This is a genomic window from Wenjunlia tyrosinilytica (assembly GCF_014646055.1).
Classification (GTDB): domain Bacteria; phylum Actinomycetota; class Actinomycetes; order Streptomycetales; family Streptomycetaceae; genus Wenjunlia; species Wenjunlia tyrosinilytica.
This window is the reverse complement of record NZ_BMMS01000037.1, coordinates 1-24526: the sequence shown is the minus strand read 5'-3', so window position 1 is coordinate 24526 and position 24526 is coordinate 1. Positions and strand designations below refer to the sequence as shown.

At 71.2% G+C, this 24526-nt stretch carries 15 protein-coding genes; 11 read left to right on the top strand and 4 right to left on the bottom strand.

Features of this window, described 5'->3' with window-relative positions; genetic code table 11:
- Positions 1-47: 47 nt before the first annotated feature.
- From IEY86_RS30580 to IEY86_RS30550, 7 genes are all read left to right on the top strand, one after another.
- On the top strand, positions 48-869 hold the full coding sequence (locus IEY86_RS30580) for a hypothetical protein (RefSeq protein WP_189135162.1): 822 nt from the start codon (positions 48-50) through the stop codon (positions 867-869).
- A 235-nt stretch (positions 870-1104) separates the two neighbouring features.
- On the top strand, positions 1105-1854 hold the full coding sequence (locus IEY86_RS30575) for a hypothetical protein (RefSeq protein WP_189135161.1): 750 nt from the start codon (positions 1105-1107) through the stop codon (positions 1852-1854).
- Positions 1847-2776, top strand: a complete 930-nt coding sequence (locus IEY86_RS30570; RefSeq protein ID WP_229698891.1) for a recombinase family protein — start codon at positions 1847-1849, stop codon at positions 2774-2776. The genes IEY86_RS30575 and IEY86_RS30570 overlap by 8 nt, the downstream gene beginning before the upstream one ends.
- 207 nt (positions 2777-2983) lie before the next feature.
- Positions 2984-3424: a hypothetical protein gene (locus IEY86_RS30565; protein WP_189135160.1), complete on the top strand. Its 441-nt coding sequence runs from the start codon at positions 2984-2986 to the stop codon at positions 3422-3424.
- Positions 3421-4149, top strand: coding sequence for a bifunctional DNA primase/polymerase (locus tag IEY86_RS30560; protein WP_189135159.1), 729 nt, complete (start codon positions 3421-3423; stop codon positions 4147-4149). The genes IEY86_RS30565 and IEY86_RS30560 overlap by 4 nt, the downstream gene beginning before the upstream one ends.
- Positions 4150-4299: 150 nt before the next feature.
- The gene (locus tag IEY86_RS30555) at positions 4300-5199 is read left to right on the top strand and encodes a plasmid pRiA4b ORF-3 family protein (protein ID WP_189135158.1); all 900 of its coding nucleotides are present in this window, start codon (positions 4300-4302) and stop codon (positions 5197-5199) included.
- Positions 5200-5444: 245 nt separating this feature from the next.
- Complete coding sequence (locus tag IEY86_RS30550) at positions 5445-6347, top strand: site-specific integrase (protein ID WP_189135157.1); 903 nt, start codon at positions 5445-5447, stop codon at positions 6345-6347.
- Positions 6348-6504: 157 nt separating this feature from the next.
- Here IEY86_RS30550 and IEY86_RS36950 read toward each other — a convergent pair whose 3' ends face one another.
- On the bottom strand, positions 6505-6645 hold the full coding sequence (locus IEY86_RS36950; protein ID WP_229698890.1) for a hypothetical protein: 141 nt from the start codon (positions 6643-6645) through the stop codon (positions 6505-6507).
- Between the two features lie 442 nt (positions 6646-7087).
- Here IEY86_RS36950 and IEY86_RS30540 point away from each other — a divergent pair, with 442 nt between their 5' ends.
- Positions 7088-7225 carry a hypothetical protein gene (locus IEY86_RS30540; protein ID WP_189135156.1) on the top strand — a complete coding sequence of 46 codons (138 nt, stop codon included), beginning with the start codon at positions 7088-7090 and terminating at the stop codon, positions 7223-7225.
- A gap of 250 nt (positions 7226-7475) precedes the next feature.
- On the opposite strand, the gene IEY86_RS30535 is transcribed toward IEY86_RS30540, so the two are convergent.
- Positions 7476-20609 carry a helicase-like domain-containing protein gene (locus tag IEY86_RS30535; protein WP_189135155.1) on the bottom strand — a complete coding sequence of 4378 codons (13134 nt, stop codon included), beginning with the start codon at positions 20607-20609 and terminating at the stop codon, positions 7476-7478.
- An 89-nt stretch (positions 20610-20698) separates the two neighbouring features.
- Entirely contained in the window at positions 20699-20989 is a 291-nt protein-coding gene (locus IEY86_RS30530) for a hypothetical protein (protein ID WP_189135154.1), read from the bottom strand.
- Between the two features lie 329 nt (positions 20990-21318).
- On the opposite strand from IEY86_RS30530, the gene IEY86_RS30525 reads away from it, so the two are divergent.
- From IEY86_RS30525 to IEY86_RS30515, 3 genes are all read left to right on the top strand, one after another.
- Positions 21319-22029: a hypothetical protein gene (locus IEY86_RS30525; RefSeq protein WP_189135153.1), complete on the top strand. Its 711-nt coding sequence runs from the start codon at positions 21319-21321 to the stop codon at positions 22027-22029.
- A gap of 157 nt (positions 22030-22186) precedes the next feature.
- Positions 22187-22975, top strand: coding sequence for a ParA family protein (locus IEY86_RS30520; RefSeq protein ID WP_229698889.1), 789 nt, complete (start codon positions 22187-22189; stop codon positions 22973-22975).
- Positions 22975-23901 (top strand): hypothetical protein, encoded by a 927-nt coding sequence (locus IEY86_RS30515; protein WP_189135152.1) that lies wholly within the window; start codon positions 22975-22977, stop codon positions 23899-23901. Before IEY86_RS30520 ends, IEY86_RS30515 begins: the two co-directional genes overlap by 1 nt.
- A gap of 55 nt (positions 23902-23956) precedes the next feature.
- Here IEY86_RS30515 and IEY86_RS30510 read toward each other — a convergent pair whose 3' ends face one another.
- Positions 23957-24427: a Pycsar system effector family protein gene (locus IEY86_RS30510; RefSeq protein WP_189135151.1), complete on the bottom strand. Its 471-nt coding sequence runs from the start codon at positions 24425-24427 to the stop codon at positions 23957-23959.
- Positions 24428-24526 lie beyond the last annotated feature (99 nt).

Genomic DNA, 24526 nt, shown 5'->3' with positions numbered 1-24526 from the left:
TCTCAAACTCACCTCTTAAGAGGTGAGTTTGAGTTAAGGTGTCCTCCATGACCACAGCAGCCGATGCACTGTCGGTACCGGCGCAGGCACCCGCATCAGACGCCCCGGCCCTGGTAGCGCCCCCTGTTGCCGAGTACGCGGCGGCCGTCACCACGGCTCTGATCGCCGGGTGGAGGGCGATTCGGGCCCGGCACCCGGACGTCCCCGAAGCGGTGATCTCCATGGCTACCGGGGGCCGGGAGAGCCACGCCAAGCTCGCGCATTTTGCCGCCCACCGCTGGCGGGGCCGCAACGGCGGCACCGCCCACCACGAGGTGTTTGTCACGGCCGAATCCCTGGAGGACGGCGCCGAGGAGGTCTTCGAGTCCCTGGTGCACGAGGCTGCGCACGGTCTCAACGAGACCCGGAGCGTGAACGACTGCTCGGCGAGCCAGTACCACAACAAGCACTTCAAGGCGGCTGCCGCGGAGCTGGGCCTTGCCCAAAAGGCCGACGTCAGCGCCTTCTTCAAAAAGCGGTACGGGTTCGCTGGCACCAGGATGACCGACGAGACCAAGGCGGCGTACGCCGAGCAGATCGCGGCCCTGGACGCTGCGATCCATGCGACCCGGGTGCGGCCCCTCGCCCTACTCCGTGCCGGTGGCGGCTCTCGCTCCAGCGCGGACGACACCGGTATCGACTCGGAGACCGATGACGAGGACCACCAGGACGGACCCGCCGTCGTGGAGAAGGAGGACCGCAACTACGCCAAGGCGGTCTGCAACTGTGAGCCGCCCACTGTCATCCGGGTCTCACCCAGGACGCTGAGCCGCCGCAGCATCCTGTGCGGGGACTGCGAATCGACGTTCGCCCCGGTGCAGCGCGACTGAGCTTCCCCGGCATCGGTCAGGCTCGTATCCAATGAGTTCGAGGAGGCGGAAACGGTCGTCTTCGCCCCCGGTAGCCGATCCAATCCGCCGAATCGCCCAAACGGGTGAAAACCGGCCCTAGGGGGGTCTGTGATCCAATGGAATCCGTTCCGTACTTGCGCCCCCCCTTTTCGCCCCCCTAGGGTGTTCATCGGAAGCCGCGCCGCCCCGGCCCGGCCGAACCCGAGGGGGAACCATGTCCTTCCCGCGCTTCAAGCTCGTTCCGGGCCCGATCGACGTCGACGTGCCCGGCTGGGAGCTGACCGGTGACCGCGTGACCGGCGAGCGCATCGTGGAGTGCCACGAGCTGTTTCACCCGCGCGACGAGAACGCCGACATCGAGGCGGCCCTCACGTGGGCGGACGGCATCATCGGCGCCCGGCAGGTGTGGACCCACGTCCGCGAGCGAGGGTTCGACCGGTGGGAGGCTGGCAGCCTCAGCGACGAGCCCACCGACGCCGACGACCGGGAGCCGACCCCGGCCGACGTCCGCGCGCTGATCGCCGACGCCACCGCCCTCCAGGAGCGCATCCGCGACGTCGAGCGTCGGCTGCGCGGCAGTGAGGAGACCCGGCACACCGTCTTCCGCCTGGACGACGCCGCCGGACGGCTCACCGACGTGAGCCAGGCCCTGGAGGAGACCGCCAGCGAACTCGCCCGGGTCCGCGCCGTGCGCGACGGCTCGGTGTGCGCGGTGCCGTGGGGCGTCTGCCCCGAGCACGGCAACACCCTGGTCTCCAGCGGCGGCCGGACCCGGTGCAAGACGTGCGGCCGGACGTGGAACTACGACCGGCTGGGAGTCCCGTGCGGCGAGCCGCTGACCCACAAGGTCACTGACGCGGCCGGGGGGTCCTTCCTCGCCTGCAAGGCCCACGCGATGGACGCCACCGAGCGCCTGGTCGGCGGCACCGTGACCCCGCTCGACAAGGACGGCCGCCGTGACTGACCGGCTCTACCTTCGGCACTCCACCGACAAGCAGACCAACGCCCGCCAGCGCCTCGCGCTCAAGACCCTCATCGAGGCCGGCGCCCCGATGTACGAGGACCCGGCGACGTCCAGCCGCATCCTGTCCATCCACCGCAAGGGCTTCCAGCAGCTCCTGGACGAGGCCGCCGTCGGCGACACCATCCGGATCGCCGACGCCGCCCGCCTCTTCCGGTCCGTGGCCGACGTCCTGGCCCTGCGCCCGGTCCTCACCCGGCGGGGCCTGCACCTGCGCGTGCAGAGCGGTCTGCTCTCCGGAATCGACCTCGCGGCCGACGACTCCGGCACGACGATGGTGGTCAACGTGCTCGCCTCGGTCCTCCAGTTCCAGCGCGAGCTGATCTCGGAGAACACGGTGGAAGGCGTCGCCGCCGCGGCGGCGGCCGGGAAGACCCTCGGGCGGCCGTCCGCGCTCAGCAAGGACCAGGCGGCCGACGTCGTCACCGCGTACCGCGAGGGCGCCGCCGTGAAGGCCCTCGCCCGGCAGTACGGCACGTCGCCGAAGACCATCCGCCGCGTCCTGGACGACGCCGGGCTCCGCGAGGTGCCCGACGACCTGTCCGCCCTGCTCGACGGCGACGGCCATGACGAGAGCGACGGCCATGACCAGGCCGTCGACGCCGATCCCGTCGTGGTGGTCGAGGTGCCCGGCCTCGTCGCCGAGCACCTGGCCGAGGTCGCCGACGACGCGGTGCGCGAGGCCCTGCGGAACGGCAAGACGATCCGCCGGGGGCAGGGCTACCTCGTGCGGGCCACCGCGCCGGTCAGCGTGCACGTGGCAATGATCGAGCACTCCGCGACCGCGCTCATGCAGTCGCCCGCCGGCCGCAAGGCCCACCGCATCCACTCCGACCGTGTGACGGCCGCGCGGATCACGCCCTGAGTGTCGGCCCCGTTCGCTACAGTCGGGTCTGCGGTCGCATGACCGTGGGCCCGGCTCGTGGCCCGGTTCGTCTGGCCCAGACCGGACGAGTTCCACCGAAGGTGCTCCGCGCCGAGCCGCCCACCACATCGCATCACCCTTGCTGGCCTCGCTCTTGGCGGCCGGTGAGTCTGGGATCACCGCGAGCCGCGGAAACGAGAGCTTGAGATGCCGAAGAACCACGCGCGCAAGAAGGCCCTGGCCGACCTCAAGGACGAGCTGGGCATCAAGCACGCCTGCGCCATCGCGCTCCTGGACCACCCGGACCCCGACGAGCGGGACAGGCTGGAGGGGTACCTGGAGACGTACAGCGACATCAACACGTATCGCGAGGCAGTCGACTACCTGCGCCAGGAGCAGAACGACCCGCGCAACCAGGTCATGTGCCGGGACTGCGGGTGGACGTACGGGATGGTCTGCCCGGAGTGCGCGAAGGGCTGCGGGTGCGAGTACGACTGCACCGGCTGGCGGCACGAGGAGATGCGGGCCGCGACCGGCGACTACGACGACGACCCCAACGCCTGCCCGGAGTGCGGGGCCGGCGGCGGCGGCGACCCGTACGGCGAGTGCTGCTGCTACGAGGACGACGACGAGGACCAGGCAGCGTGAGCGTCCGCGACGTCCAGGCGGTCATCACCGCGAGCGGGTACGCGCGGCACGGCAGGCCGTACGGCGGCAGCTCCTTCTGCGCGTGCACCTGTCCCAAGGTCGCCTGTGGGGCCGTCGCCAGCGGCAGCGAGCGCGACGACTGCCCCGAGCACCGTCTCAACCCGGTGCAGCTCTGGCACTGGTCGGCTGAGTGCCCGCAGGTCCTCGCCGCCGCGCGTACGGCTGTCGGGCGGGGCCTGGCCGTCTTCCCGCTCCCGATCGGCGGCCGGGTGCCCGTACGCGGGTGGCAGCGTCAGGCCACCCTGCTCCCGGAGCTGCTGCCCGAGCTGCTCGCCGGTCGGGGAGTCGGCATCGGTTGCCGGGCCTCCCACGTCGTCGCCCTGGACCTCGACGTCCACGGCGACGACGACGGCCCCGGCGTCCTCGCCGCCCTGGCCGACCGGCTCGGGAAGGAGGTGCCCGAGACGTTCACCGTGGCCACCCCGTCCGGGGGTCGGCACCTGTACTTCCGGGCACCTATGGGCTGCACCATCGGCAGCGTGTCCGGCGGCCGTACGGCGCTCGGGCCCGGGATCGACGTACGCGGCCCCGGCCGTCGCAGCGGCGGCTACCTCGTGGGGCCCGGCTCGATCGTGGGCGGACTGCCGTACTCGATCGTCCGCGACGTGCCTGTGGCTCCGCTGCCCGACTGGATCGCCGACCGCCTGCAGAACGCCCCGCGCTGACCCGTCCCCGCACAACGCCAGAGCCCCGCACCGGATGAACGGCTAAGCCCATCTCCAGCACGGTGGCTGCCTGCACTTGGGGTGCTGGTAAGAATCCTGTCAGGAGCCGCAAACGGCGATGCGGGGCGCTCTGCCGATACGGTTGCCGTCGTGGAGAGCGTGCACCAACTACGAGTGTCAATGCCGGGGATCGAGCCGGAGGTGTGGCGGCGCATCCACGTCTACTCGCACACCCCACTGTCCGGACTGCACGCCGTCATCCAGGTCGCCATGGGCTGGGATGACGCCCACCTGTACGAGTTCGGCGCCCGCTGGGAGACATACGGACACAACGGCAAGGAGGCGTCCGCGCACACCGTGGCGCAGATGCTGCCCGAGGTGGGTTCCGGCGCCGGGTACGTGTACGACTTCGGCGACCACTGGGTTCACCACATCATCGTGGAGAAGATCCACCGGCCCGCCCCGAACACCCACTACCCGCGCTGCACCGCCGGCCGCCGCGCCTGCCCGCCGGAGGACTGCGGCGGGCCACTCGGTTACGAACGCACCCTGCGCGCGATCCGGGCTCGCAAGGGACCCCGCTACCGCGAACTGCGCGAATGGGGCCTGCACAAGTACAACCCAGCGACATTCGACCGCGACGAGGTCAACCGCGGTCTTGCCGACCCGAAGTCCATCGGATACCCCGAGCCTGCCCCATGGCAGCGGGAGGTCCTCGACCTCTCCAACCTCCGCTACCCGGGCGCACCCGCCGCAACTGGTCAATCCGTTGACCACCCCGAGGGTGATCAGGACCAGAGTCCCGACGAGACGGAGCCTGCCGCCGAGGTGGTCAACTCGTTGACCACCGGACCGCCGCCCACCGTCTCCGAGGCCGTCGACGCCGTCCTGGAGGCGCTGAGCAAGGTCGACGAGGCCCGCGTCCTGCTCGGCGTCGCTCTGCGCGCCGAGCAGGAGAAGACCGGCGCCAGCGCCAACGAACTGGCACAGCGAGTCCACGGTGCGATGTCACGCCCCCTGGTGCTGCGAGCCCTCCGGAAGTCCGACTGACAAGGCAACTATCGCCGTCGTTTGCGGCTCCTGACAGGGTTCTTACCGGCGCCCCCACTTGAGCGGAACGGGACTACCGACCGAACTTTACGGAACAGACCAGCTCCCCAGCCCAAGGGCCAGGGTGGGGCGCCGCCTCGCGCCGCACTCCGCACGTTCGTACAGACCTTGGCCGACGCGGGCTCCTGGCGGAGATGGCCGGTCTGTTCCGTAAAGTTCGTTGAGGGGTTCATAGAGTGGCGCCCATGAGTGCTGCTGTCGGAGCCCCCGACCCGTACGCGATCCTGCGCGGCTGGCTCGCCGGGGCATACCTGCGGCCCGACGGCCAGGAAGTCACCGGCCGCGCCTGGGACGACGACACCCGCTACCGCTACGGCCTCCTGCTCGCCGGGTTCGAAGCCCCACCCGGCTGGACGTACGACTGGCTCAGCCACATCGGCGACCTCGTCTGGCACTTCGAGCCACTGCACATCCAAAACTGGGCATCGCACCTGACGAACCTGGACGGCACCCCCATGGCGGCCGCCTCCCGCGGCCGCGCCGTCTCCGCCGTCCGGTCCTTCTACCGGCATTGCCAAGACGACCTCGGCGCCGCCCGCTGGAACCTGCCGCCCCGCCGCGCACTCGCCGGACCCACCCCGCCGGCACCACGCGAACAACTCACCCGCTTCCAGACCGACGCCCTGCGCACCGCCGCCGACCGCTACCGCGGCCCCCACCCCGAACGCGCCCGCCTCGCCGCCTACATGACCCTCGCAGGCCTGCGACCCGGCCAGTCCATCGCCGTCGTCGTCCAGCACATCCACCGCGACAACGCCGCCGGGCCCACCTGGCGACTGCCGATGAAGAACAACAGCGCCTCCGCCGTCGGCCCCCTCACACCCATCCCCCGGCCGGTGCTGTGGGCACTCGACGAATACCTTCCCGCGCGCACCCACAAGGCCCCGCACTCCACCAAGACACACGGCCCGCTGCTGCTCTCCCGCACCGGCCGCGGCCTGGACCGCGTCACCTTCCCCCGACTGCTGCGCGAAGTGGCCGCCACCCACCCCGACCTGACAGAGATCGCCCCCACCCTGCTGCCTGACGTCGTCGCACACTCCCCCTCACCGTTCGCCGAGGAACAGCACGGGACAGGGAGACCGTGAGCGAGCAGACGGCCCGGGAGGCGCTGCGGGATCCGCATGTGGAGGGGTGTCAGTTCTGCCGGTCTGCGAAGTAGGCCCCGGTGTCCTATCCCTGACCCCCGGTGCAAAGTAGCCGCTCAGCTTGGCGGTCAGCTGGCCGGAGGCTGATCGGCACGGGTTACCGCTCCGCAGCGTCGAGCTGGCGGGGGACGTCGCCGGAGCGCAGTTCGCGCAGGTCGGGGATGTGGTTGTAGAGGGTGCCTGGGGAGACGCCGAGGAGTTTGGCGATCGAGGTGATGGAGCGGCCGGGGTCGGGCAACAGGTCCCGGGCGGCCTTGATGACTTCCTCGGTGGCGACGGTGGGGCGTCCGCCGACCCGGCCGCGGGCGCGAGCGGCGGCCAGGCCCTCGCGGGTGCCCTGGACGATGAGTTCGCGGATGAACTCCGCTGGAAGTGCGCGTGTCCGGCATGCTGCTGACCTGCGTCGGCGGCCCGGGTGCGGACCGGGGTCTCCACGGGGCAGAGCGCGGGTCAGCTGCGGTGGGGGTTGGGGACCAGGCCGTCATCACACCGGCTGGTGAAGTGGTCACTCCCGGTCGGCGCCGCTGTCCTGATGCCCGAAGGGCAGCACGAACCTGCTTGGGGGGCAAGGCCAAGCCGCACTGCGTGCGGTCGCGCAAGCGCGAGCCTTGCCCCCCAAGCAGAACCGTGCAGGGCGGAGCCCATCAGGACAGCGACACCGACCTCGAAGGAGCAACCACATGTGCGCCAACCCCCAGTGCGATGACGGCCTGGTCCCCAACCCCCGCTCGACCGACCCCGAGGACGTCACGCTCTGCCCCGTGGAGAACCCCGGCTACGACGCGGACGAGTTCCGCCAGTGGCACGAAGCGGGCTAACGCCCCCCGCCTGGGGCCGACTCCGGTCGGCCCCAGGGCTTGCGGCTTCGGCCTGGCCAGCCGCCCCGACCGGGCCGCCTGCGCCCAGGGCGGGGCTTCGTCGTGTCGGGCGGGTGCCGGAGCGAGGATGGGCCCATGGGCACGGACGACCTCCCGAGGTAGAAGGCGGGTTATCTGGCCAGACTGAACATGGCCGGTGCCCGGCCGGACGCCGACGACTGTGGTCACCTGGGCGCCCGGCCGGTGCCGGTCAGCGCTGGTTGGGCTTGCGGGTCTGCTGCTGCTCGGCGCCGCCGCGGCGGAGGTGTTCGGCCTGGTCGGTGCCGGGCGTGGTCTTCTTCCCTCCCCGCTTGGCGGTGGTCGACCGGCCCCGCGCGGCCGCCGTGGAGACGCGCTTGGTGGCGCCTGGCATGGGCCGGTCCAGCGCCTCCCCCATCTTGCGCATCGCCGGGATGTCGATCGCGTCCGGCGCGCCGTTCGCAGGCGGGGGCGGAGTGCCACCGCCGCTGCGGCGGGGACCGCCGTACTCGAAGGCCGCATCTCCCAGCCGCAGCAGTGCCTCCGCGCTCGGCAGCTCCTCGCGCTTGTTCGTACCGCGTTCGTCGGGGCGGCGCAGCTTGTCCGCAGCGGCCTGTGCCCACCCGGCGACCTTCTCGCACGCGGCGATCGAGACCCGGCGGACGAAGTCGGAGACGCGGCCGTCGGCCATGAGCTTGCCGAAGTGCTCGCCCGCCCGTTCCTTCATGACACGCATCAGGTGGCCGAACGCGCCCCGCACGCTCTGGATGCGCTGCCACTCCGGCAGGTCCCGGAGGTCGGGTGCGTGCGCGTCGGCCTCGCGCAGCGCCGAGTTCACCGCGTCCGCCGACTGCTGCGGGTCGGGGTCCTTGGGGGCCGCCTCCGGCTCGCCGGGCGGCGGCGCGGCCGCCGAGTCGGACTCGGTGCTCTGCACCGCGGCGGCCGGCGCCGCTGAGGGGGCGGGTTCCGGCTCGGGGGCAGGCTTCACCTTGGCGACGGCTTCGGCGAACAGCGCCTCCAGCCGGTGCAGTTCTTCCTCCACCTCGGCGAACAGGTCGTCGCCCGTGCCCTTGTCGGCGGGAACGTGCTCGTCCCATGCATCCTTGACCGCATGGAAGTCGGCGACGACGTCGACCGTGTCCTCCGCCGGGTCGGAGTCCGCCGGGCCGGTCCACAGTGGCAGCTCCCCCGACGGCTCCGCAGCGGCGGGCGGTTCGACCGTCGCCGGGGCGGGCTCCGTGTCGTCCGCGCTCGGCGCGGGCTCGCCGTCGGCGGAGGCCTCCGTGGCGGGTTCCGCCGCATCCGGCGCGGACGGGGCGGCGGCGGTCTCCTGCTCAGCCTGCGGGGTTTCCTCCGCCTCCGGCGTCTCGGGTGTCGCGGGTTGGGCGTGTGTGGCCATCTCGGGGTTCTCCGGTTCGCGGCTCGGGGCGAACTGGTCGGTCGACTCCTCGTCGGCGGGCTGCTCCGGGCCGGGTGCGTCGGCCGGTTCGGGCGCCGGGGCCGGAGTCTGCTGTGCGTTGTCGTCCCGGGCGGGCTCGGCCGACGCGGGGACGGCGGCCGCGGCCTCCTGCCCTTCGGCGGCCGCGCGTTCGGCCACCATCGCGTCCAGGGTGGCTTGGAGGCGTCCGTGCAGGCGCATGGTCTCGTGCAGCAGGTTCAGGAGCGGGAAGGCCAGGTGCTGACGCTCATCGAGGGCGGGGTCCACCGGCAGCGCGGCCCCCCAGGCGTTGACCGCCTCCTGGACCGCGGTGAGGTTCGAGGCCATCTGCCGCGAGCCGTGGTACTCAACGTCGGCGGCACCGAGTCGCCCGAGCTGGGTGCTCAGGGCCTGGAACTGGGGGTTCTGTCCGTAGTCCGGGGTCACCCGCGCGGCCGCCACGGTGATGGTGCGCAGGTGCTGCTCGACGGCGGAGCGCAGTTCGACGCGCAGCACGTCCGCCCGCGAGAGCGGCCCCCGGGCGTCGGCCGCGACCGGCGGTTCGCCGTACGGCTCCCCGGTGATGACCGCGAACATCACCGCGCCCTGATGCGCCGCGTCCAGCGGTGAGCCGTTCAGGTCCGTGACGTCGGCAGGCATGCCGTCGACCGTCATCCGGGCGAACCAGCGCCCGGAGGCGGACAGTCGGACGGCAGCAATGGTGGCCTCGCCGTACCGCAGCTCGCCCTCGTGGGGGCTCTCGCCTTCGAAACTGGTCAGCAGGAGCTGATACCTCGCGTCGGTGGCGAGCGGGAACGTCTCGGTGAAGCTCCGGGGCGCGGGCGGGTCTTCGACGTCCACGGTGGACTCGGCTACCTCCTGTGCGGGGGCTTCCGCAGGGAGGTCTTCCACGGGCGGGTCGACGGCCGGGACGTCCGTCGCGACGGAGGTGGGTACCGGCTCGTCTGCCACTGCTTCCTCCTGGTCTTGCTGGTCGGGGTCCTCGTCCGCGTCGTCCGGCGCGGGCGCGTCGTCCGGCGCGGACGCCTCAGCGGGCGATGCGTCGGGGGCGGCCGGGTCCTCTCCGGCCGCCGAGTCGGGAGCGGGCGCGGTGTCGTCGGCCCTGAGGAGCGGGAGTTGTCCGTCCTCGGCGGCCGCGTCCTCCGTCGGAGGCTCCGGTGCGATGGTCTCCGGCGCCTCGGTCCATGCGCCGTCGCGGAAGACGTAGCCGGTCTGCCGCTTCGAGGCGTGAGCCCTCGCCCACGGCATGATCTCGTTCGGATCATCGAACCGGCGCAGCCGCTTCGGGGACATGGTGTCCGGCCCGTCGTTCGACGCGACGGCCCACTTCGTGCGCCGGTACTCGATGGAAGGCAGGAACAGCAGGTAACTGGTGCCCGGAAGGGTGATCTCGTAGCGGCCGTCCCAGTCACCCCGGTACGTCAGGCTCTCCCCGTCGACCAGGCCCAAGCTGTACTCGCCCGATGATTCGGTGCCGGACGCCGCGGTGTCCTCCGGCGTGGCCGGCGGGGCGGGCGCCTCCGGTGCCGTGGCGGCGAACAGGTCCAGTTGCTCCTCTTCCGAGTCGCCGGGCGCGCTCTGCGTCTCCGCTGGTTCCGGGAGGCCGGGTTCGGGCGCCGCCTCCTGCGGCGGCATGCCGAGGTGGGCCCGCCGCTCCTGGTCCGATGCCCTCGGCTCGCCGGGAGCACGGAAGGGCTGTTCCTGCCAGGCCAGATCCGCGTGCGGCCCGAGGTCGGCGGGCTGCAACACGGTCTTGGCGTCTCCGGTCGAGCCGGACTGGACGCGAATGCCGTCGGCCCTGATCGCCGTGACCTTCATCCAGAAGCCCTCGGACTCGGGCACGTACTGGTGCCGGGAGCGGACGTAGTCGCCCACCGTCGGCCGCCATCCCGCGCCGCCCGGGTAGAGGATCTCGTCCACCGCGTCGTGGAAGCGGCGCGCGGCAGCCTTGAGCGGCTGGAAGTCGGCACGCGCGCTCTCCCGGAACCGGGCCCAGATCGCGTGACTGCGCGCCGTGGCAAGGTGGCCGTCTCCCTCGGTGAGCCGACCGGCCTCGTAGTGGGACCGGGCCCGGTCCCAGGCCTCGCGCGCCCGGACAAGGGCGCTGGTGGTGCTGCGGTTCTGGAGAGCGTCGCGGATGCCCTCCGCCGTGGTGAGCGCTTCTTCGGCTTCGGCGAGCGGCGCGGCGAGGGGCGCGGCCGCCTGCTCCGGCTCCGGGGCCCGGACACGCTCGCGTGCCCACTCCAGCACGCCGTCCCACTCCACATAGCGGGCGCTCGCACCGTCCGGGGCGGTGACCTCCAGGCGGTGGCCGTCCTCGCCGGGCTGGCCCTTCTGGTAGACCATCTCCACCTGGTAGTCGGTCCCGCTGACGGTGATGTCCCAGCGCGGTCCGTGCTCGAACGGGGCGCGGTTGCGGCGGGGGGCGTTGGGGTGCTGGGTGTTGATGCTCTCGCCCTCGTGGAGCGTCACCTTGCTGGTGCGGTAGCCGAAGAACACCCAGTCGTCGCTGTCGTTCGGGTGGGTCTCTGCCGTGCGGCCCAGGGCCGCCCGTTCGGCCAGTTCGTAGCCGGAATTCGTGGAGACGCCCGTGCCCTGGGAGATGCCGTGCAGGTCCCGCAGGACGAACCCCCGGTACCCGCTGGGGGTTTCCTCCGCAAGGCGGTACCGGCTGCCGGTGGGCTGGTGGACGTAGGTCCACTCGTTCTCGGCCGTGCGGCTCCCGGTGACGTCGCCCTTCGCGTACGGAGTCGGCACGATGCGGCGGCCGCCGCGCCGCGCCTCGGCGACGTCGGCCTGGCGCCGGTACTCCTTGTAGGACAGGCCGGTGGTCAGCTCGACACAGCTCCCGCACTCGGCGGCCATGGCACCGCCGTCCTCGGTCCGTAGGTGCCAGCTCCACACCATCGTGTAGCGCTCGGTGTCGGGGGTGCCGCACCGGTCGCACACGCCGTGACCGGCGTGCCCGTACACGCCCAGGCGTCCGTCCTCGGGGCCGCCTTCGGCGCCGGGGTGGATGGCGGGTTCCTTCCGGCCGGTCCGCCGGCGGCTGCCGGGCCGACGTGCGGGCGCCGGGGCCTCCGGCGTCTCGCTGGGGAAGAGGTCGAGCTGTGTCTCCTCGTCATCGGCTCCGGCGTCCTGGGGTTCCGCACCGGTCGGCCCCGGCGGTGTGTCCGCCGTGAGCGCGGGGTCCGGTGCCGGGGTGTCCGGTGCCGTGTCCGCGCGGTCCTCGGGCTGCGGGTCGGCGGGGGCGGCCTCCGTCTCTGCGGTCGGTTCCGGGGTGTCGGTGTCCGCCGGGGCGGGGGGCTCTGCCTCGGTCCCGGCGGAGGTCTGCGTCTCGGTCGCCGCGAGCTCCGGGGCCGGGGCGGGTACGTCCGCCGTCTCCTGCGGTGCGTCGGGTGTCTCCGGCCGGGGGCGGGGCTGGTAGGGCCCGACGTAGGGGTCCGTCTCGCCGATCGGCGCGATGGTGGCGCGCCACCGGGCGGTGTCGTACACCTCGAACTCGAAGCGCTCGGCGGCGTTGCGCAGCACGCGGGCGGTGCGTCGCTCCTCCGCGGTGACACCGGGGAAGGCGTCGGCGGCGGCCTGCGCCGCATCACCGAGGGCCCGCATCTGTGCCGTGTTCAGGACGTACTTGCGGTGCGAGGCCACCCACTCCGGCGGCTCGATGGGGGTGCCGTCCGAGTAGGTGGCATCGAGCACCAGGCGGCGCAGCTCCGGGACCTGAGCCGTGGTCAGCCGCACCTCGCGGGCGGCGTACTCGGCAGGGATGGGGGCGCGGTGTGCCGGTTCCTTGACCGCGTGCAGCTCGGAGCGGATGGTCCCGGCGGCCCGGATCGCCGGGACGCCCGCTGAGGCAGGCAGCGCCTCATGGAAGGGCATGTCGTCGGGGGTGCCGCCGCGGGCGTCCTGCGCCCACCAGTAGCGGCGGCCGTCGTCACCGGTCCGGGCGCGGACCCAGCCGATGACCGCGCCGTCGGCGTCGACCACTGTGCCGTGCCCGGCCTCGGTGTCCAGGTCGACCAGCCTGTTGCCGTTGCCGTAGCGCAGCTCGATGCCCTCGGCGGTGGCGGCCTGCGCGGCATCGGCGGCGTTCTGGCGCTCCTTCACCGCCCGTTCGGTGTTCTCGGGCCGGGCAGCGCCATCGGGCCACTGGACCTCGCTGACCTCCCAGACCCGGGTGCCGGACCCGGTGGTGACGAGCACCAGGTCGCCGTCATCGGTGCCGATGACCGTGCCGGGCCCGTCCGGGGTCTGCACGATCACCGTGTCCTCGGCGTCGGGGACCGTATCGGTGCCGTCGGTGTCCGAGTCCTCGGGTCCGTCCTGCGGCTCCATGGTGTCGGCGGGTGCGTCGGCTGGTTCTTCGGCGGCCGACAGGTCGAGTTCTGGGTCCTCCGTGCCCGGCTCGGGCTCAGCGTCGGCGGCCGTAGCCAAGGGGGCGAATTTGGCCCGTGCTTCGGCGAACTGTTCGTCGGTGGGTGGGGCGGTCTCGCGCAATGCGGTCGCCAGGGCGCGGAGTGCCAGGGCTGCGGACTCGTTGCGCTCGTCGATCCGGAAATGGATCTCGTGGTCCAGACGGCCGTAGCGCCACGCAGGCAGGTCACTGGAGCGGGTGGCAGTGTCGTGCGCGACGGCGGCGTCGATCCAGGCAGGGAGGTGTTCCCACGGGGTCCGGAAGGACACGTTGCCCTGGTCGATGGTCAGCCCGTTGATGTGGGTTGATAGGCGCACGTCGCCGCCGCCGCGCAGGGCGGAGGGCAGCTCACTGCTGTCGGAGGCGTAGAAGGCTGTCGTCGGCGTCTGCCGCTGCTCGGCGATCCACTGCCGTACGCGGTCCCCGAGCAGGCGCCGGGATTGGGTGCTGACCGTCTGGCCGTCGACCGCGACGGCACTGACCAGCCCGCGCACCTGGTCGTCGCTGAGCACTGCCATGATGGCCCATCCGGCGGACTGGCGGACGGGTGCGATGGCCGCGGCATGCGTGGCGGAGACGTCCGCAGCAGGCTCGCTCTGTACCGGCCCGGTCGGGGCTTCGGTCTCCTGTGGCGCGGCCTCGGCGGTCTCTTCTGTGTCCTGCGGGTCGGGGCCGTTGTAGGTGTAGGCGACGCCCAGCCGCTCGAAGGCGGCGCGCAGAGCCTGTACGGCGGTGTCGCGGTCCTCGAAGGGAGTGTCGCGGCGCATGTACCACTTCTGCTGACGGCGCGACCAGTTGAAGTCCAGGTCGTTCAGCGCGTCCCGGATGCGCTGGTCCCCGCCGCGCGGGGTGTTGCGGACCTCGGTGCCCTCGGCATCGTGATTGATCACGATGCGGGCTGCGGCCGCCTCCTCGGCTTCGATCTCCGCCTCGGAGGGCAGCTCCACCACTGTCCCGGGCGCGGCGAGGATCGCCTCCAGGTCGACCATGAGCAGTGGCTCGGTCTCCCCGGAGTACAGGGTCATGAGGTCGAGGTTCAGGTTGGTGAGGGTGTCGCTCTGCTGCTGTCGGCGCTCGCCGACGGAGTAGTTGACCCACTCGTTGTAGCTGACGCGGTAGGAACCGCCGACGCGTTCGGCGACCTTGCCGATCTCGGCCATGAGGTCGGGCAGCGGGTTGCCCGGCTCGTACCGGTAGCCGACGCCGGGCCGGTCGATGAACGCCACGGCCTCCCGGCCGGAGAGCTTGTGCCGCTGCAAGAGCGGTTCGTAGTACCGCAGGACGGCCGCGCAGCGCGCCATTGCCGGGGAGGGGCCGGTGTGCTGCTCCGGCTCGTCCCGGGCGACTGTCGTCTCCTCTGCCGCCGGGGCGGCGCCGGGCTCCGCTGCGGTCGGGAGGTCGGGCTCCTGCTGCTCGGGGCCCTGCTCCGGCGCCTCAGCTTCTGCGGCATCCGGTTCGGGCTGCTGGCCGGTGGGTTCGCCGCCGATGTGGGTCACCGACACCCGGTCGCCGAAGAGGTCGATCAGGTCCTGGAGCGGCGCCTGCTCCTCGTCCGCAGCCTCCGGGGGCGCGGGGGCAGGCTCCTCCTGCGCAACGGGTGCGCTGGACTCCAGGAGGCGGGAGCCGTCGGGCACGGCCACGATCTCCCGGGGGTGAACGCGGCTGGTCCCACTGCGGTTCTGTGGCCGGCAGATGTAGTAGCCGTCCCAGGGGTCGGGGCCTTCCACGATGACGACCGTCCGGTACTGGAGGTGCCGATCCTCCATGTACTGCGGTCGGCCCTCGCGGACCACGTCGCCCGGCACCAGTTCCACCGAGCTGTCGCTGAACGGCTGGTAGCCCGCGGGGACGGCAATCCGTGGGTCGTCGTCGGGGGCCGCGTCGGGTGTGCCCTGCTGGCCGTCTCCTGCATCGGGCGCGTTGCCTTCGGGCTCCGCAGCACCGGACAAGAGGTCGTCCACGGCCTCCTGGAACTGCTGCTCCCTGGACTCCTGCTCGGCAGTCTCGCTGTCGCCGGAGGCCTCGGGCGTCACCGGTTCGGGGGATGGCTCCCCTTCGGGTTCACCGGGGGCGGCGGGCTCAGGGTCACTCTGTACGGGCTCGGCGTCCGGGCCGGGCTGGTCCTGTGCTTCGGCCGGCGGGTCCTCCTGCCGGGGCTCGGCGCCGCCCGTGGACGGGCTCGCCGTTGGCGATTCGGTACTGCCCTCGGGAAAGAACGCATCGGCCATGTCCTGGGCGAACGCTTCCGCGGCGGCCTTTTCCGCAGGGGTGGGTGCGTCAGGGTTGGGCGCGTCGTCGGGGCGGTTCTCGTCCTGCACCAGGCCCCGGGCCCGGGCCTGGACCTCGTGTTCGTCAGCGATGATCTGCCGCAGGCTGGCGATGTGCCCGCGCAGCGCTTCGAGTTCCTCGTTGACCTCCTCGGCGGCGTCCTGGTTGACGCTCGCGGCGCGTTCGACCCGCTCGGCGAGGGCGGCCTCCTTCTCGTTGGCGACGACCAGCTTGCCCAGCGCCTTCTCTTCCCGCTCCTTGGAGCGGGCCTGGATGCGGTAGGGGTTCTCGTCCTTCGGCCGCAGGTTGTCGGCGATCTCTTCGCGGCGGCCGCGAAGGGACTCGGTCGACTTCTCCAGCTTGCTGAGGTCGTCGTCCAGGTGGTTGAGGAAGTGCTCCAACGACTGGATGGCGCCACGGCCGTTGGACTGGGTGACGGAGGAGGCCTGCCACTGGGCGCGGTCCTCGCGCTGGCCCAGGGGGACGACGTAGCCCCAGCCGAAGCGCAGGCGCATCTGGCGGCGGCCGCTGGCCCCGTAGGCGATCTCGGCGTGGAAGTCCTGCCCGCCGAAGGTGCCGACCGGGACACGCTCGCCGGGCCGGATCGACTGGTCCCCGGCGATGGCGACCATCCGGGCCCCGAGCGCGTTCGCGGCCGCGTCGCGGCTGCGATACGTGGCGTCGCCCACGGTCATGGCGAAGTCGTCGCCGGTGGTCGGGCGCCGGTTGGGGGCCGCTGCCCGCATGCCTTCCAGGGCGACGTCCGCGCGGCCGAGGAATTCGTCGATGTCGCTGAGCTGCTGCGTGCGGGTGTCCTGCTGGCGGTCCCAGCTTCGGGCCAGGCCCTGGAGCCGGGCGCGTTCTGCCGTGGCCTCGGCGAGTTGCAGGATCGCCGGGTCGCCGGAGGCCAGGGCGGAGAGCATGCCGAGGTTGATGGCGTCGGCGCCGATATCCTCGATCTCGCGGGCGCTGAAGTCCTTGCGCTGGATCTGGCCGATGAACCGCGCCTTGCGGGCGAGGGTGGTCAGCCGGAATTCATCGAAGGTCCGCTCGGTGATGTAGTACAGGATGCGGACGTGGTCGGGGGTGTTGTCGATCCAGGGGGCGTTGAGGTTGCCGCGCCGCTCGATCCGGCCGTCTCGCTGGGCCATGTCCGCCGGCCGCCACGGGTAGGACAGGTGGTGCAGCGCGACTGCCCTGTCCTGGATGTTGGTCCCGGTTCCCATTTTCTGCGTGCTTCCGATCAAGACGCGGACGCGTCCGGCACGGCAGTCAGCGAACAGCTTCTCCTTCTTGCGGTCGGTGCCCGCCTCGTGGATGAAGCGGATGGACTCGCGCGGCATCCCCCTGGCGACCAGTTCGTCGCGCAGGTCCGCGTACAGGTCGGCGGCGTGCTTGGCGGTGCTGCCCGGGGTGCCCTCGTCCAGGAAGACGAGCTGGAGGCCGCCGGGGAGATCCTGCGGGGTCGGGTTGTCCCCGGAGACCGGGTAGACGATGTCCTTCGTCTCCTGCCAGATCTCCGCGATCTTCTCGGCCGCGTACGGGATCTTGCTGCCCATCTCCTTGCTGCCGCCGACGCTGCGCATGTCGACGGCGGCGGCGTCCGCGAGGTCGCGGACCTTCTCCATGTCCAGCACGCGCCCGCCGTACGTCGGGTCTTCACTGCTGATGTCCTCGGCGGTGATGTTGAGGCCCAGGTTGCGCAGGGCCTCGGTGGCGTCGACCAGGTCCAGGTCGACGGAGGCGCGCAGGCCTTCGCCGAGGGCCTTCAGGACGCCGCCGGGCTTGCGCACCCAGGGCTTGTGCGGCAGTTCCTTGATGAACTGCCGTTGCGCCGGCGTGGGCGGGATGAGGATGGTCTCGCCGCGCTGTCCGTCCTCGTTCTCCCGTACGGGCGGGGTGGGCAGGTCGAGGTCTTCCGCCATCTGCACGTCGGCGAAGACCCGGTAGGCGGCCATCAGCTCGGGGACGTTGAAGAAGCGGCTGAAGCGGGCCTTGTACTTGTAGCCGTCGCCCTTGGGGTCGGGCTCCAGTTGGCTCACGACCTCGCCGAAGGTGGCCGCCCAGTTATCGAAGGCGTCGAGCCCCATCTCCTCCAGGAGCTGCGGGGCGAGGTAGCGCTTGAGGACGTAGGCCTCGGTCAGCGAGTTGGCGATCGGGGTGCCGGTGGCCAGGGTCGCCACGCGCTCGGACTCGTTGGTCGTGCGCAGGTAGTCGAGCACCATGTGGAGCTTGGTGGCCTTCGCCGAGCCCTGGATGGCGGCGCCGGGGATCGCCGAGACGGTGCGCAGGTTCTTGAACTCGTGCGCCTCGTCCAGGAACACGTAGTCGATGCCGGTGTCTTCCAGGAAGACGCCGATCTCGTCGTCCATGGAGTCGATCTGCTGCTGGAGCTTTGCTTCCGCGTTGGCCAGGGACTCTTCGATCTGCTTGACCGTGTTGCGGTGCATCCCGGCTTCGGCGGCGACGTCGAGCTGGTCGCGCAGAGACTTCATCTCGCGGTCGAGGTAGGCGCGCTGGGTATCGGGGCGCAGCGGCACCCGGGTGAACGCCTCGTGGGTGAGGATCACGGCGTCCCAGTCGCCGCCCGCGATCCGGCCCATGAACTTCGCGCGGCGCTTCTTGTTCAGGTCGCTCGCGGTGATCGCCAGGATCTTGGCGTTGGGGTAGAGCTGCCGGAACTCGCGCGACCACTGCTTGAGCATGTGGTTGGGGACGATCAGGCACGGCTTGGTCGCCAGGCCGGTGCGGCGCAGCTCCATCGCGCCGGCGGCCATGGTCGCTGTCTTGCCCGCGCCGACGACGTGCGCGAGCAACGCCGTCGGTTCGTTGACGATCCGGCGGATCGCCGCGTTCTGGTGCTCCTTCATCGTCCAGTCACTGATCAGACCGGGAAGGGTCAGCGCGGAGCCCGCATACTCGGGCAGCACCATGTTGTTGAACTGCTCGTTGTAGATCCCCGCGAGGCGGGCCGCGCGGGTCTCGTCGTCCCACACCCAGTCCTCGAAGGCCTCCGCGATCAGCTTGGCCTTCTCCTGGGCCGCGTCGGTGGCCTCCTTGTCGACGTAGGTCCGGCCCTCGCGGTCGCGGTAGGTGACCTGGATAGTCGACTCGGTCTGCCGCAGCAGCGACGTGAACAGATCCTGCGTGGGGCGGGAGCCGGTGCCCCACTCAGTGCGCGCCAGGTCGCCGTTCTTGGCGCCGCGGACCTCCCACACCGTGCCGCCCGCGTGCAGCACACTGGCGTCGTCGAAGCCGAGATGCGCGAGGAAGTCGTTGTAGACGTCGACCGGAATCCACGGGGCGCCGATCTTCGCCTTGATCTCCGACGGCGCCAGGTCGGCGGGCTGGACCCGTTCCAGGGCGGAGACGTTGCCCTGGAACGTCGGGTCCTCGGCGGCCCGCTCCCGCGCAGCCGCGAGCTTGGCGCGGACGTTGCCGGACAGGTAGCGGTGCCGGGGCTCCCAGGCGTCGCCCTGGAGCGGATCGCGGTAGGCGAGACCGGCGTCCGCGCACTGCGCGGCCGCGCTTTCCTCGTCCAGCCCCAGGAGGCTGGCGACCCGGCTCATGTCCAGGCGGCCGCCGTCGTACTCCATCGCCAGGGCGATGGCGTCCTCGTGACTGTTGGCCCGGGACGGCAGGGTGCGCGGCTCCAGGACGCGGGACAGGAGCACCTTCTGCTCGGTGCCCTTGCCTGTCGCCTCGTCCCACTCCTCCAGGCCGAACAGCAGCGAGGCGTCGGGGTCGTCGTCAATCCAGGCGAACGCCGTGCGCTGCTTCCACGCGGCTGGGACGTCCTTCAGGCCCTGCGCCGTGGCCTGCGCGCGGGCCTCTGGCGGGGTGAAGATGTAGTGCTGGCGCGGCTTGGTCAGCGGTGGGTGGTTCTTGCGGTAGTCCCGCCAGGCGACCCGCAGTTCCGCGCGGAGCGCCGCGAGTTGCGGCGTCTCGCCGGGCTCGGGGGTGTCCGCCTCCGCCGCGTACAGGGCCAGGGTCAGGCCCTTGAGGCGGATGAGCTGGACGAGCTGCTCGCGCTGGTCGGGGTGGATCTCCAGCGGGACCGGGCGGCCGCCGTCGATGATCGTGGGGTTGCCTTCGGCGTCCAGCCCGAGCGCACCCTCGGTGCCGCCGGTGACGATCGTCTGTACCGGCTCGGTGCGCTCATCGGCGGCCGCCGTCAGCCCGGCGGCCCGGGCCTCCACTGCGATGGCGGCGGCCGCGGCCGCCAGGGATTCGGCCGGCGCCTGGTCGGTACGACCGACGACGGTGACCTCCGGCCCCCACTCCCGGGAGCCCGCACGCAGCTCGCCGAGCACGTACTCGGGGTGCGCGTCGAAGTAGCTGTTGACCGCTAGTTCGTCATCGTGGCCAGGCAGCACCCGCTTGCGGGAGGTCAGCCACGTCTTGTCCCCCGGCTCCTCGCCCGGCATCCGGCGCCGCAGGAACAGCACGTCGGTGACGACGTCCGTCCCGGCCGCCGCCATGTGCGCCCGGGCGGGCAGACGGACCGCGCCGACCAGGTCGCCGAGCTGGTACATGCGCTCGCGCGCATCCGGCTTCTCCGCGTCCATGGTGTAGCGCGAGGTGATGAGCGCGACGACGCCGCCCGGGCGAGTGGCGTACAGCGACTTCAGCACGAAGTGGTCGTGGATCGAGAGCGACAGGTCGGCGTTGTGGACCTTGTCGAACCGCTTGTACCTGCCGAAGGGGACGTTGCCGACCACGCCGTCGAAAGCACCGTCGGCAAGCGGGACCTCTTCGAGGCCGCTGGTGATGATCTCGGCGTCCGGGTACAGGTGGCGGGCAATCGCCGCGGTGGTCGGCTCGACCTCAACACCGGTCATCTGCACCGGGGTCGAGGTCAGGATCGGCGCGAAGCCGATGAAGTTACCCGAGCCGGAGCCCGGTTCGAGGACGCGGCCGCCGGTGAAGCCGAGCCCGCGGACCGCGCCCCAGATCGAGCGGACCAGGTCGGCGTCGGTGTAGTGCGCGTTGATGGTGTTGCGGCGGGCCGCCGCCCACTCATCCTCGGAGAGGAGTGCCCGGATCTGCTCGCGCAGGTCACTGACGGCGTCCCAACGCGCGGCCGCCCGCTCAAAGCGCTCATCCTCGTCCGGGCCGAACGCGGCACGCGCCGGCCGCGGGTTGAAGATGACCGGCAGAGCGCCCCAGCCGGACCAGCGCGCGAGGGTGCGCTGTTCCTCTTCGGTGGCCGGGCGCTGCTCGCGCTCCAGGGCCCGCAGCATCTCCAGAGCCGCGAGGTTGGCGCGGGCCCGCTCACTCTGCCCGGCAGGGGCGAGGTCCCGCTGACTCTCCGGTCGGAAACGAGGCGGAGCTACATCTCCCGGTGCTCCGTCCCCGGCTCCTTCTCCAGCCAGATCTCCTCCGCGTACACCAGCTCCTGCGCCTGCGACCGGGTCGACCGCCGGGCCGCCGCGCGCTGCTCCATCGGCAGCTTCTGAAGGAGTTCGGTCGCCAACTGCCCGATCTTCTCCGTCACCCGCAGGTCCAACTCCTGGAAGTAGGCCTCCTGCTGCGCCGGGCTCCCCAGCGACTCCAGGGCCTGCGGCCTGTACGTCTCCCAATACTCCCGAGCCGTCTGCCCGTGCCTGCTGAGCTGCGTCACTGCGGTTCTCCTCGTCCTCGCGGAGCGGCGGCTCCACTCCCCCGATGCTCATGAGCGTTCTCCCCCGTGATGCTGGTAGGGCACAGGCCATGGACCCGGCCCGGCACGCCGTCACCACGAACGGGGCCAGGGACTTCCCTCAGCCTCGCCCGGATGCTCACAGCGGCCGGACGTGATCCATCCTCTTTGACCCTACGACGCACCAACAGCGGATTGCCCCTGGTGAAGCAGGAGTTGAGTTCGCTCAGCGAAATGCCGCCCCCTCCATTGCGCACAGCGAAACGGAAGGGCAGCAGAACGCCCCGCAATTATCTGGCTACATTTCCTCCATGGCGAGCATGGCGAAGATGAAGTTCCACGTAGCCGTGACCGAGCACGCCTTGGAGGCGCTCAACGAGTACGCCGAGGCGGAGCGGAACCGCGAGAAGGAGTGGATCGCCGCACGCCGGCGGGAGCTGCTCCTTCCCGGCATGTCACGGCGCGCGGCCGCCGCCGTACGCCGCGACGTCCGCGTCCAGGCCGCCCGGATGCGCCGCACGGGCGAGTTCAGTGGCAACCGGGACGACATCGTGGCCCGGGCAGTGCGCGAGGAACTGCGCGCCCGCGGCCTGGACCGCAAGTGGCCCAAGCCCCCGGAGGGCGAGACCGACGCACCGGGCCGCCCTTGGGGCACTCCCCCGAGCGCCCCCATGGGCGAGGGCGGGTACACCGGCCGCGTGTCGGTGAACCTGCCGTACAACCTCGGCGACACCGTCCGCCGTGCCGCGTACTGGACCAGCAAGGCCGCTGTCGAAGCACTCCAGGAGTGGGCCGACCGCTGGGGCGACGGAGTCGATGTCGCCCTCCGGGAAGCCGAACGGGACGGCATCCCCGCCGAACTCGCCCTTATGGTCGCCGCCGGGCGGCCTTCCGCACCACAGTCCGCACTGGAGATCCGCGACCGACTCCGCGCTCAGGTCCTCACCACCGGCGACCTGCTCCGCGCGGCGATCGACCGGGCCACAGCAACGGATCAGCCCGAAATCCCCGAGCAGGCCTGAGAGTAGAAACAACTGTTTCCAAGTCGTTCGATTTCACTCGAACGCTCTTGCTCTTTCCGTAATGCCGCGATGCACATCAACACCCCAAACGTCTGGCAAGCTGTGCCCGATCCGAGTAGCCGCCCATCGTGCGGCGAAATCAACGGAAGGCCTCGGAATGAGCACATCCACAACCCTCTCAACGGCCATCGACACGGCCGCTGACGCTGTCGCCAGAACGGCGAAAGTGATCGTCGTCATCCAGCAGAAGGGCGGCGCAGGCAAGTCCACCATCGCCGTCAACACGGCCGCGTGCGCGGGCCGGTCGGCGGTACTGTCCAACGGGGACGAGTCCGCGGGCGCCCCCGTCGTCGCGGCCGGCATCGACGTCCAGGGCACCCTGGAGAAGTGGTGCGCGGGCGTCCGAGAGGAGGCCCTCCCGTTTGACTTCGTCGTCACCCGCAGCAAGTTGAACATCCTGCCCAGCATCATCAACGACTCCGAGCGGCGGCGAATCATCGTTGACACGCCCGGCTTCCTGGACGTCGACCCTGACGCCGAGTGGGGGGCCGACCCGCTCGGCGAGAGCCGGACAGCCGATGCGCTGCGCGAGGTGCTGGAAGTCGCAGACCTGGCACTCGTCCCGATCACTCCGTCAAAGATCACCTGGGATGAGTGCGAGTACACGATCGAGCGCGTACTCAAGCCGCGAGGCATCCCCTTCTTGGTCGTGATCAACATGCACGACCCCGGCAAGGACAAGTTCGAGGCGCAGCTCAACAAGGTCAAGGCGTGGATTGACGAGCGGAACTACCCGCGGGTCGCAGACCCGATCCGCCGGTACACCATCCACGAGCACGCCTACGAGAACGGCACCCTGGTCACCGAGTACAAGATGTCGGGTACGGCCCTGAAAGCGCGTGAGGACTTCATGCGCGTGGCCCTGACGATGGAGCAGATGCTCTGATGGGTAAGCCGATCAACGTAAACGGGGCCCCCGTCGCCCCGGGGCGCCCGAACAACGCGATCGAGTTGGCGCGCGCCCTCGGCGACTCCGCAAAGCTCCCCACGAAGCAGCTCACCGACACTCCGGCGCTCATCGCGCAGGAGCAGGACATGTTGGTGAAGTGCGAGAGCGCCATCGAGAACCTGCGCTTCGCCTTCTGGGCCGCCGGCAAGGCGCTTCAGGTGGTGCGTGATGCTCGGCTGTACCGGGCTCAGTTCGAGACGTTCGAGGACTACACCCAGGCCCGCTGGGACATCACGCCGCAGTACGCAGGCAAGCTGATCCGTACGTGGCGCGTGGCCGAAGCCCTGTTCCAGGCCAGGCCAGGGGGCGGTTTGGAAACAGTTGTTTCTACCAAGCTGGGGTACGGGCACGCGTGGGCGCTGGTCCCGCTGGTCGAGAAGCACAGCGTGCAGGCGGCCGTCTACCTGTACCTGGGACTCGTGAAGGCCAAGGGTGCGAGCGTCACCGCCGCACTCGTCCAGGGCGCCGTGGAGGCGCTGCCGGAGGAGGCCGCCGGACACAAGGCCAAGACCGAGGAGGCGGTGATCTCCTACCTCGCCTCCCCGGAGGACGAGGCGCGCTCGACTCCGGCGACCGACCCCGCGAAGACCGTGCGAGCCCTGTCGAAGGCTGCGCGCACCTTCGACGCGAGCGCTCTCCAGGCCGCGCTGGAACACGACCCGAAGCGCGCTCGCAATGCGGTGAAGTCCCTGATCGAGGTCCTGTCCTCCGTCAGCGGGGTTACGGTCACGTTCCTGGAGAGCGAGACCGAGGCCGAGGAAGGCGAGCTCGAAGGCGGAGTCGCCGACGTGAGCGAGGACCCCGAGGAGAGCAGCCCTGAGACGGAGGCCGCAGACGCGTCTGCGGCCGCGTCCGCAGCGTAAGGCCCCGAACGCAAAGAAGCGGGCCCCGTCCGAGGACGGGGCCCGCTTCGTGTTGTCAGCTCAGATGCCGTGCGCAGGCCGCAAGCAGTGCGGCGCCGAGGGCAATGAGCGAGGCGCCGGTGATGATCCCGGCGAGCCGTAGGCCTTCGTACTTGCGTCGGGCGATCTGCGAGAGGTGAATGACGTGGGCTACGCGGTCGTCCGGGGTCTGGAGGTCCTTCACCAGGTCCTGGGGGGTGCAGAGCGACCAGTAGAGGAAGCTGCCGCGTGCGGCGCCCGACAGGCGCGGGTGGACGACGACGAGCACGACGAGCATGGAGGCGATGAGGCCGAAGGCGCCGGCGCCGACGAGGAGACCGACGGCGGGCGGTAAGTCGTGGCCCGGGACCACCGCGACGAGCGCGGCGAGGGGCAGGGAGAAGCTGGTGAGCAGGACGCCGGACTTGGCGTCCGTACGGGAGATCTCGGCGAGGACGGTGGCGTTGGCCGCGTCCAGGCGGGCGTCGAGGCTGTCGGGCGTGGTCATCGAGTCCCTTACGTGGTTGCGGAGCGGGTCAGGGGTGTACCGGAGCGGCCGCGCATCCCGTGGGGGTGCGCGGCCGCTCCTGTGCGGGGGGATCGGGTG